This window comes from Desulfovibrio sp. SGI.102, assembly GCF_050314315.1.
Taxonomy (GTDB): Bacteria; Desulfobacterota; Desulfovibrionia; order Desulfovibrionales; family Desulfovibrionaceae; genus Desulfovibrio.
On sequence record NZ_JBNPNC010000009.1, the window covers coordinates 57,635 to 67,688 of the forward strand.

The window sequence follows — 10,054 nt, forward strand, 5'->3', positions numbered from 1 at the left end:
CTAGCGCTCCCTTTTGGGGGGCCGGGGCGGGCCCACGAAGTCCGGGGCGGGCTCGCTGGGGCGCAGGGGCCGGTTGATGCCGCTGGGCTCCAGCAGCAGCACCTCTTCCAGACGGCGCACGTCCACCAGGGGCCGGGCCGTGACGGCCAGAAACTGGGTGGAGTCCGAGGGGGCCACGCTGTCCACGGTGGCCACGGGGATGCCCTTGGGATATTTGCCGTCCAGACCGGAGGTGATGAGGATCTCCCCGGCGGTCACCGGGGCGTCGCGTTCCACAAAGCCCACTTCCAGCGGCTGTTCCAGGCCCTGTCCGCTCAGGATGCCGGCCGAGCGGCTCTGCTGGGCGAACACGGCGATGCGGCTGCCCGGGTCGGTGATGAGCAGGACCGTGGCGGCATGGGGGCTGGCCCGCAGCACGCGGCCCACAAGGCCCATGTTGGTGACGATGGGGGTGCCGGGGCGGGCGCCCGAGGTGTAGCCCCGGTTGATGGTGATGCTGTCCTGGATGGCGTTGGGGCCCATGCGTCCGGCCAGGATGCGGGCGCCCACGGGCTTCCAGGCGCTGTCCACGGGCAGCTGCACCAGCTCGCGCAGCCGGGCCAGTTCCGCCAGATCCTCGCCGTGGGAGACGATGCGGGCCTGCAGTTCGGCCACCTGGGCGCGCAGGCGCTCGTTCTCTTCGCGCACGCCCACCAGATCCACATAGCGCCGCCAGGCGTCCATGACGCTGCCCTTGACGGAATCGAAGGTGCCCAGCACCGTGCCGCTCATCTCCAGGCCGACGTTGGCGGCGATGTCATCGAGCGTGTGCGTGCGCTGGTTCCAGGAATACATGCCCAGAAACAGCACCAGAAGGCCGCCCGCCATGAGGAGAAAGCGTCGGAATGTCACAGTGGCACCCGTGAGAGCAGCAGGAAAAAAAGGACGGCCGTGCCGGAAAAAGGCGACGGGCCGTCCTGCACTTGCAAAGATTAGTCGATGCAGACGTCTTTGAGCACGTGGATGTTGTCCAGGGCCCGGCCCGTACCCATGACGACGGTGGACAGGGGGTCGTCCACCACGGTGATGGGCAGGGAGGTCTGCTCGCGCAGCAGCTGGTCGAGGCCCTTGAGCAGCGCGCCGCCGCCGGTCAGCACGATACCGCGGTCCACGATGTCGGCGGCCAGTTCCGGGGGCGTCTGTTCCAGGGCGATGCGCACGGCCTGCACGATGCTTTCCACCTGTTCGGAGATGGCTTTGCGCACTTCCTCGGAGGTGATGATGATGTTCTGCGGGATGCCCGTCACCAGGTCGCGGCCCTTGACCTCGATCTGCTGTTCGGGATCCATGGTATAGGCCGAGGCGATCTTGATCTTGATCTCTTCCGCCGAGGCTTCGCCGATGAGCATGTTATACTTGCGTTTGACATGCGTCATGATGGCTTCGTCCATCTTGTCGCCGCCCACGCGCACGGAGCGGGCATAGACGATGCCGGCCAGGGAGATGACGGCCACTTCCGTGGTACCGCCGCCGATGTCCACCACCATGTTGGAGGTAGGCTCCTGGATGGGCAGGTCGGCGCCGATGGCGGCGGCCATGGGCTCCTCGATGAGGTAGACCTCACGGGCACCGGCGGACTGGGCCGATTCCTTGACCGCACGCTTTTCCACCTGCGTGATGCCGGTGGGCACACAGACCATGATGCGGGGGCGAACCAGATGACGGGAATTGTGCACCTTGGTGATGAAGTGGCGCAGCATGGCCTCGGTCACCTCGAAGTCAGCGATGACGCCGTCCTTCATGGGACGGATGGCCTTGATGTTGCCGGGGGTCTTGCCCAGCATGCGCTTGGCGTCGGCGCCCACGGCCAGGACCACGGTGTTGCCGCGCGAATCTTTCTTGACCGCCACCACGGACGGTTCACGCAGGACGATGCCCTGACCCTTGACATAGACACAGGTGTTGGCCGTGCCCAGGTCGATGGCCAGGTCATTGGAGAACATTCCCAAGAAGAAATCCACAATTTTGGACATTACGCTAGCTTGCCTCGTTCTACTGGTATGCGTATGTTGCTGCCGGTCGTGCGGAGAAGGGAGGGCGGAACCTGTGGGGGATGCCGTAAGGCTCCGGGCCGGTTCCCGCGGGAACCATGGCCTTGAAGGCGAAAAGCGCACGGCAGCAGACAAAACTTGTTCGGCTAAAATGGGCTTGAAGTCAAGCTGTTGCGGACACAGTACAAATTTTTTCTCCTGTCCGCGGCCCTGAAAAATCCGCTAAAAAGGCGTGAATCATGCTGCTTTGGCATACCCTGGCCACCTATTTCCGGCGCAAATACGGCGTCCGGGTGCAAAAAATTCCACTGGATGCGGGCGCCACCTGCCCCAACCGGGACGGCACGCTCTCCGCGCGGGGCTGCATCTTCTGCAACGACAGCGGCTCCGGTTCCGGCATGGGCCTGCGCGGTCTCGACCTGCGCGCCCAGTGGGACGCCTGGTACACCAAGTACACCACCACGGACAGCGATCGCCTGTTCATGGCCTATCTGCAATCCTTTTCCAATACCTACGGCCCGGCCTCCCGGCTGGCGCATCTGCTGGAACAGGTGGCGGCCCTGCCCGGCTGCCGGGGCATCGCCGTGGGCACGCGGCCGGACTGCCTGGACGGGGAAAAGCTGGCCCTGCTGGCCGGCTGCGGGCTGGACGAGGTCTGGCTGGAGCTGGGCCTCCAGACCTGCCGGGACGACACCCTGCGCCGCATCAACCGCGGCCACACGGCGCGTCAGGCCGAAGAGGCCGTACGCGCCGCGCTGGATGCCGGGCTGCTGGTCTGCGGGCACCTCATGGCCGGGCTGCCCGGTGAGGACGAGAACGATTTCCTCGACGGTGTGGACTGGGCCGTCTCGCTGGGCATGCAGGGCCTCAAGCTGCACAACGTCTATGTGCCGCAGGGCACGGAACTGGCCCGGCAGTGGCGGGCGGGCGGCTACCGTCCCCTTGCCCGGGACGAATATGTGGACATGCTGTGCGCCGCCCTGCCGCGCATCCCCTCCACCGTGGTCATGCAGCGCATCCAGGCCGACCCCGCGCCGGGCGAGCTGCTGGCCCCTACCTGGGCCCTGGAAAAGCGCGGCATCATCACCGACCTGCGCCGTGCCCTGGCCGCCCGCGGCCTTTGGCAGGGCTGCCGCGCCGATGCCGCGGAGGCCCGGCCGGAGTGGTACGGCGGATAGGGGACAGGAACGTTTTTTTGAGGGGCTGGGTATGGTGCTGTGACCGCGGTCTCCGGGAAGGGGAAGGCAAACAGACCGGGAGCGCCAGGCCATCGGGGAGATAGCATATGGGGCAGGCCGCCCCGCAGACAGGCAGGTAACGGGCCGTGCCCTTCCTTGCGAACGGGCGGGCTTTCTGGCATACTTTCTGCCTGCGGATTCCTGTGCGCGGGGCATCTGTTCCCCAAGGAGTATGACATGCAGCCAGAGCTTCTTCTTTTCGACATCGGCAATACCTGCATCAAGGTCGGTCTGGCCGACTCCCGGGGGGTGATGACCTCCTACAATCTGCGCACGGACCCCGCCCAGACCTCGGACAGTCTGGGCCTGACCCTGCTGGAGCTGCTGCGCCACGCCGGTGCCGAGCCCCGTTTCACGGCCTGTGTGGCCTCGTCGGTGGTGCCGGGTTTCGATCCCCTGTTGCGTGAAGCCGTCCAGCGCTATCTGGGCTGCCCCCTGTGGATGGTGCCGCAGGACATGCCCATCCCCCTGCAGAACCATTACGAGCGCCCGCAGGAAGTGGGCGCCGACCGCCTGGTGGGCGCCTATGAGGCGCGCCGTCTGCATCCCGGCCCGGAATCCCTCATCGTGGTGGACTTCGGCACGGCCGTCACCTTTGACTGCATCAGCGGCAATGCCTACCTCGGCGGCCTGATCTTTCCCGGCCCGCGCACGGCCATCTCGGCCCTGGCGCGCGAAACGGCCCAGCTGCCCCGCGTCAACCTGGACGTGGACGCCCTGGAGCCCGCGCCCGGCCGCAGCACGTCGGTGAGTATCCAGCACGGTCTGGTCTTCGGCTTCGCCTGCATGGTGGAAGGCCTGACGCAGCGCCTGAAAAAGGGCCTGCCCGGTGACTGTCTGGTGCTGGCCACGGGCGGCTTTGCCCCGTCCATCGCGCGCATCAGCCCCGACGTCTTCGATGCCGTGCTGCCCTCGCTCTTGCTGGAGGGCCTGCGCCGCCTGTATTACGAATGTCACCCCTATTGAGGGCCGTAGCGGCCGTGCCGCTCCGTGCGGCAGTGGGCCCGGGCCTGCCGTCGCGCGCAGGGCCCGGACGCCCCCTTCTGGGGAAGAAAGATTTTTGCGGCAAGGCTTCCCTGCCGCCGGACAATGGCCCCGCCACCGCCCGTGGGGGCGCAGCGGAGAAAACGACTCTTTCGCGCGGCGGAAGAATCAACCTTCAAAGGAGCGATTATGAGCAGCAGCATTGCGTCTGTGTATGCCCGCGAGATCCTGGATTCGCGCGGCAATCCGACCGTGGAAGTGGAAGTTTCTCTGGAGTCCGGCCACAGCGGCCGCGCGGCCGTGCCTTCCGGCGCCTCCACCGGCAGCCGTGAGGCCCTGGAACTGCGTGACGGCGGCAAGCGTTACGGCGGCAAGGGCGTGACCAAGGCCGTGGAGAACGTCAACAGCGAGATCGCTGACGCCCTGCTGGGCCTGGACGCCCTGCAGCAGGTGCAGCTGGACAACACCCTCATCGACCTGGACGGCACCGACAACAAGAGCCGTCTGGGCGCCAACGCCATGCTGGGCGTGTCCATGGCCTGCGCCCGTGCCGCCAGCGAATACCTGGGCCTGCCCCTGTACAAGTACCTGGGCGGCGTCAACGCCAAGGTGCTGCCCGCGCCCATGATGAACATCATCAACGGCGGCGCCCACGCCCCCAACAACCTGGACATCCAGGAATTCATGATCATGCCCCTGCGCGCCCAGAGCTTCCGTGATGCCCTGCGCATGGGTTCCGAGATCTTCCACGTGCTGAAAAAGCTGCTGGAAAAGGACGGCCACGTGACCAGCGTGGGCGACGAAGGCGGCTTTGCCCCCAACCTGAAGAACCACGACGAAGCTTTCAGCTACATCGTCAAGGCCATCGAAGAAGCCGGCTACATCCCCGGCAGCGAAGTGGCCCTGGCCATCGACGCCGCCGCTTCCGAATTCTATCAGGACGGCAAGTACGTGCTGAAGGGTGAGAACAAGACCTTCAACAATGCCGAAATGGCCCAGTGGCTGGCCGAGTTCACCAGCAAGTACCCCCTGATCTCCATCGAAGACGGCATGGCCGAAAGCGACTGGGACGGTTGGGGCATGCTGACCGCCAGCCTGGGCGAACGCACCCAGCTGGTGGGCGACGACGTGTTCGTGACCAACCCCTCCATCCTGGCTGAAGGCATCGCCGAAGGCGTGGCCAACTCCATCCTCATCAAGCTGAACCAGATCGGCACCGTGACCGAGACCCTGGACACCATCGAGATGGCCAAGGAAGCCGCCTACACCACGGTGGTCTCCCACCGTTCCGGCGAGACCGAAGACAGCTTCATCGCCGACCTGGCCGTGGGCGTCAACGCCGGCCAGATCAAGACCGGCTCCCTGTGCCGCTCCGAGCGCATGGCCAAGTACAACCAGCTGCTGCGCATCGAAGAAGAACTGGGCGACGGCGCCGAATTCTTCGGTCCCATGCTGGCGGAATACTACGCCCTGGACGAGAGCGAAGACTAATCCGGCGGGCAGGCACGGCCTGCCGTCATCCGTATTCCCGAGGGGGCCGCAAGGCCCCCTTTTTTATGCGGCAGGGAGAGCTTGTCGGACAAAAGCGCCGCCTTCATCAAGAGAAGGCGGCGCTTTACTTTTTGGGGGAGGGGCGTCAGACGGAGCCCTTCTCCGTCGAAGGAGAGACCCTCCGGAGCATGTGGCTATTTCCGCTCCAGCTCGTGGGCATCCACGTAGGCGTCGAAGGTCTCCAGATCCATGGGCGGGGAGAAGAGATAGCCCTGTCCGTACTTGCAGTGCGAGGCAAGGAGCTTTTGCAGCTGGTCTTCGGTCTCCACGCCCTCGCAGAGGATCTCGATGCCGAGGCGGCGGGCCATGTCCACGAGCGAGGAAATGATGATCCAGACCGAGCGCTGCTTTTCCTGCCCGGGGGCCAGGAAGGCCCGGTCCAGCTTGATGGTGTCGAAGCCGAAGGAATGCAGTATGGCCATGGAGGAATAGCCCTTGCCGAAGTCGTCGAGGCTCAGGCCGATGCCCGCACGGCGCAGGGCATCAAGGGTGCGGATGAAGGCTTCTTCGTCCAGCCAGGCCATGCTTTCCGTGACCTCCACATGCAGCAGGTGGGCGGGAACATCGTGGCGGGCCGCGATGCCGAGGACGGTCTCGACATAGTTGTCGTGGAAGAACAGGGCCTTGGACTGGTTGATGCTGATGGGGGGCACCTTTTTGCCTTCGTCCAGGCGGCGGCGTATCCAGGCGCAGACCGTATCCAGGACAAAGAGGTCCAGTTCGCGGATGAAGCCGTTCTGCTCGAACAGGGGGATGAATTCGTCGGGATAGACCATCTTCCCGTCCGGGCCCTGCCAGCGGATGAGGGCCTCGGCCCCGAGCAGTTTCCTGTCCGCAAGGCAGACCTGGGGCTGCATGAAGACGGTGAACTCCCCGTGTTCCAGGGCGTTGACCATACGGTTCTCGATGTCGTTGGCCTTGAGTTGCCGGGCCCCGATGAGCTCGTTGTAGATCAGGAACTGCGAGCGGTAGCCGCCGGAAGCGATACTGGCTTCCGCCGTTTCGGCATAGAGCAGATAACGGGAGACGAAGCGCTCGGATTCGTTGATGTTTTTTCCCGCCCCCGACGTGGGCTGCGGTTCGTGTTCTTCCATGTCGGCATCGTTGCGGATGACGTACACGCCGCAGGAGAAGCTCACCGGGCGCTGGTACAGCTTGCGGGCCATGTCCGCGACGCTGAACAGCTCTTCCATGCGCTGGGTGAAGGTGGTCTCGTCAGGGCATCTCCAGAGCAGGAGATATTGTCCCGAGCCGCTGTAGGCGGCCAGTTCCCCCTGGCGGCTGCGCAGGGCGAACTCGCGGTTGCAGAAGCGGATCAGGCTGTCCCCGGTGCGCAGGCCGCAGGCCCGGTTGATGAGCTTGAGCTTGCGGATGTTGATGGTGGACAGATAGTAACGCCGCGGGTCCTTTTGCAGGATCTTGGCCGCATCTATAAGGAACCTGGCCCGGTTGGGGCCCTGCGTCACGGGATCGGTGAGCGCCGCCGCGCGGAGATCGGCCAGACGCCGCCTGTTGTGGCGCATGACGAGGAGCATGATCAGGCCCAGCAGCAGGCCCAGGCCGCAGAGCGTCTCCACCAGGTTCCGGCGCAGGAAACGGCGGATGACGTCCAGCAGGGAATCCGGCGCGGCGGAAAGGAGCAGGGCGTCGATGGTGGCCGTGGTGGTGGAGGTGATGACCTTGTCCAGCACGGAAGTCACGAAGGGCGAGGCATGGGGCGAGATGCCCAGCGCCATGGGATACATGGCCCGGGTGGGGAGCAGCAGCTCGTCCTTGGGCGGATCGTCCTGGAGGGAGGCCGCAGGGTAGGGCCAGAGGTAAACGTCCACTTCCCCTTTCTCAAAAGCTTTGCGGCAGGCGTCGATATTGGGGAAGATCTTGGGGGTGTCCTCGGGGTAGGCGCTCTGGTAGGCCAGCATCACGCTGCGCATCTCGCGGGTGAAGCCCACCGTGCAGGACTGGCCGGGGATATTTTTGTCATGGAGCCGGCCCACCACCGTGATGGGCGCGTTATAGAAGGGCCTGCCCGAAAAGATGTTCTGGCTGCGCAGGAAGGAAAGCTGGGGATAGACGTCGGGCATGATGTCCGCCGTACCGTCGGCCAGCGCCTTGAGACAGGCGTCATAGGAAGGCTGGGGAAGGAATTCGAAACGGATGCCGCTCTGGCGTTCCAGCATCTTCAGGAAGGCATAGAGGAAATTGCCCCCGAATTCGGGGTCCATCATGTCCTGTTCGCGGCTGTAGGCCACGCGGATGGCGGGCTTGGTGGCCAGCCACCGGCATTCGGACCGGGTGAAGACCACGGGCATGTCCGAGGAGATGTTGAGATAACTGTCGTACAGGCGGGCCAGATAGCTGGGATGATTCAGGAGGATCTGGAGCATGGCCTCGTTGAGGGGAGCCATGACCTCCATATCGTCCTTGCGGGTGACGAAGAAGAAAGGATCCGTGGAGATGGTGGCCACCACCTTGGTACCATTGCCGCGCAGCACACCGTCCACATAGCCGTCGATGCGGCCTTCGGCCAGGGCCTGGGCCATCTCGTAACTTTCCTCAAAAAAAACGGGGGTGAACGAAAAGCCGTTCTGTGCCGCGAAACGCGTCATCACGACATATTGCTGGGAATCGTTGAAAAAGCCGATGCGCATGCCGTTGAAGGCTTCCAGATCCATGTAATATATGTCGCTCATGCTGGAGACATGCAGACAGGTGTTCTCGTATCCGGCACGCAGTTTGGAAAAGCTGTAGAGCCGGGAACGCTCGGGCGTGAAGCTGATGCCGCAGGAAAGGTCGATGGTGCCGTCGTCCAGGCGCTGGGCCAGCTCGTCGAAGCGGATCTTGACCCACTTGTATTCCCATCCCGTATAGCGCGAGATGGCCGTGAGCAGGGCCACGGCATAGCCGGAAAGGTGTTCCCCTTCACCTTCGAAAACGCCGTGCTGGTCAAAATAGCCCACACGGATGATCTTGGATGCTTTATAATTGGCGGCGATGTCTTCGGGAGAGAAAAAATGGAAAGTCGTCCTGTTCAGGGGCAGGCTCGTTTCCGCCTGGACCGGGGTTTTCCCGGAGGAGGCGGCGGCGAGAGCTCCCAGGGGAACGGGCAGGAGCAGGCAAAGCAGGAAAAGCAGCAAAGTTCGGAGCATGGTACGTTCTCACATCATGCCGTTGCATCGGAGACATGGCATCACGGCAGGGACTTCCCGGGGACGGGAAGGGCCGTTCAAAGTATGAATGTACAACGCATCATGCTCGGAGCGCAAGACGCTTCGGGGCCTATGGGTCAGGGATATCGCGGACTTGAGCTTGCCGCGCTCCCGGAGTATACTCCGCCCCTTCCACGCGCCGGCCCCGGCGCCAACGTCAGCCACGAGGTCGCCATGATCCTTATTGATGGAAAGCAGACTGCCCGCGACATCCGCGCGGAACTCAAGGCCCAGGTGGAGGCCGCTGTGTCGGCCGGCCGCCGCGCTCCCGGCCTGGCCGTGATCCTGGTGGGAGAAGATCCCGCATCGCAGGTCTACGTGCGCAACAAGGAACGTGCCTGCGCCGAGGCGGGCATCCTTTCCTTCCCCTACCGTCTGCCTGCCGATACCACGCAGGAGGCCCTGCTGGCCCTCATCGCCGAGCTCAACGGCCGTGACGACGTGGACGGCATCCTTCTGCAGCTGCCCCTGCCCAAACATCTTTCCGCCTCCGCCTGCCTGCTGGCCATCGACCCGGCCAAGGACGTGGACGGCTTCCATCCCGAGAACGTGGGGCGTCTTTCCCTCAACCTGCCCGGCATGGTCTCGTGCACGCCGGCGGGCGTCATCGAGCTGCTGCGCCGCTACAACCTGCCCACCCGCGGCAAGAAGGCCGTGGTGCTGGGCCGTTCGGACATCGTGGGCAAGCCCCTGGCCCTGCTGCTGGCCCGTCCCGGCGAATTCGGCGATGCCACGGTGACCCTGTGCCACTCCCGCACGCCCGATCTGGCGGCGGAATGCCGCAGCGCGGATTTCCTCTTCCTGGCCATCGGCCGCCCGCGCATGATCACGGGCGACATGGTCCGCGAAGGCGCGGTGATCATCGATGTGGGCATCAACCGCACGGACGACGGCCTGTGCGGCGACGCGGACTTCGAATCCGTGAGCAAGAAGGCCGCGGCCATCACGCCCGTGCCCGGCGGCGTGGGCCCCATGACCATCGCCATGCTGCTGAAGAACACCGTCCAGGCCTGGGAAGGCCGTGCGCAACGGCCCGCTCGCGGCA

Annotated in this window: 7 protein-coding genes; 4 read left to right on the top strand and 3 right to left on the bottom strand. The window is 64.7% G+C overall.

Features of this window, described 5'->3' with window-relative positions:
• Together mreC and ACQRCJ_RS03845 are read right to left on the bottom strand one after the other, a co-directional pair.
• The gene (gene mreC / locus ACQRCJ_RS03840) at nt 1–891 is read right to left on the bottom strand and encodes a rod shape-determining protein MreC (RefSeq protein WP_297140025.1); all 891 of its coding nucleotides are present in this window, start codon (nt 889–891) and stop codon (nt 1–3) included.
• An 80-nt stretch (nt 892–971) separates the two neighbouring features.
• Nucleotides 972–2,012 carry a rod shape-determining protein gene (locus ACQRCJ_RS03845; RefSeq protein WP_168934804.1) on the bottom strand — a complete coding sequence of 347 codons (1,041 nt, stop codon included), beginning with the start codon at nt 2,010–2,012 and terminating at the stop codon, nt 972–974.
• Nucleotides 2,013–2,269: 257 nt separating this feature from the next.
• Between ACQRCJ_RS03845 and ACQRCJ_RS03850 the strand changes: the two genes are divergently transcribed.
• The 3 genes from ACQRCJ_RS03850 (at nt 2,270) to eno (ending at nt 5,743) form a co-directional block, all read left to right on the top strand.
• Nucleotides 2,270–3,208 (top strand): TIGR01212 family radical SAM protein, encoded by a 939-nt coding sequence (locus ACQRCJ_RS03850; protein ID WP_303995864.1) that lies wholly within the window; start codon nt 2,270–2,272, stop codon nt 3,206–3,208.
• A 237-nt stretch (nt 3,209–3,445) separates the two neighbouring features.
• Nucleotides 3,446–4,234: a type III pantothenate kinase gene (locus tag ACQRCJ_RS03855; RefSeq protein WP_427799372.1), complete on the top strand. Its 789-nt coding sequence runs from the start codon at nt 3,446–3,448 to the stop codon at nt 4,232–4,234.
• Between the two features lie 207 nt (nt 4,235–4,441).
• Nucleotides 4,442–5,743, top strand: coding sequence for a phosphopyruvate hydratase (gene eno, locus ACQRCJ_RS03860; protein ID WP_006007454.1), 1,302 nt, complete (start codon nt 4,442–4,444; stop codon nt 5,741–5,743).
• Nucleotides 5,744–5,937: 194 nt separating this feature from the next.
• Here eno and ACQRCJ_RS03865 read toward each other — a convergent pair whose 3' ends face one another.
• The gene (locus ACQRCJ_RS03865) at nt 5,938–8,949 is read right to left on the bottom strand and encodes an EAL domain-containing protein (protein ID WP_303995861.1); all 3,012 of its coding nucleotides are present in this window, start codon (nt 8,947–8,949) and stop codon (nt 5,938–5,940) included.
• A gap of 234 nt (nt 8,950–9,183) precedes the next feature.
• Here ACQRCJ_RS03865 and folD point away from each other — a divergent pair.
• Nucleotides 9,184–10,054, top strand: an 871-nt coding sequence (folD, locus tag ACQRCJ_RS03870; protein ID WP_427799373.1) for a bifunctional methylenetetrahydrofolate dehydrogenase/methenyltetrahydrofolate cyclohydrolase FolD, incomplete at its 3' end; no start/stop codon positions are given.